At 44.8% G+C, this 435-nt stretch carries 2 tRNA genes; both read left to right on the top strand.

Annotation, left to right across the window (positions count from 1 at the left end):
* Positions 1-140 precede the first annotated feature (140 nt).
* Positions 141-217, top strand: a tRNA-Ile gene (locus AC1EU0_RS19205).
* A 134-nt stretch (positions 218-351) separates the two neighbouring features.
* Positions 352-427: transfer RNA gene (locus tag AC1EU0_RS19200), tRNA-Ala, on the top strand.
* Positions 428-435: the final 8 nt, after the last annotated feature.

The following is a 435-nucleotide window of genomic DNA, read 5'->3' as shown; positions in this document are numbered from 1 at the left end:
TTTGAATAAAACGTTTAAACGCAGGTAGTTTGCTTTAGTGCAAACCAATTGAGAATCGAACAACGAAGTGTACGTAAAGTACATGAGGCGCGAGACTCGCAGAATTGGAGCAGCAATAAAGTAGAATAACCAGTTTAAATGGGTCTGTAGCTCAGCTGGTTAGAGCGCACGCCTGATAAGCGTGAGGTCGGTAGTTCAAGTCTACTCAGACCCACCAAATCTCTTCTACTCTTCGTTAGAATCCTGCTCATTTGCTTAGTGCAAACTTCGCAATATTCTTCCTTGATTAGAAAAGATTACTTCTTCGTGTTGTAATCAACTGATTTGGACAAAAACGTATCGACACATGATGGGGCTATAGCTCAGCTGGGAGAGCGCCTGCCTTGCACGCAGGAGGTCTGCGGTTCGATCCCGCATAGCTCCACCACTCATGTA

The sequence above is a fragment of the Parashewanella sp. 2210YD4-3 genome (assembly GCF_056591735.1).
Note: the sequence above shows the minus strand (reverse complement) of the source record. Positions and strands in the feature narration are given on the sequence as shown.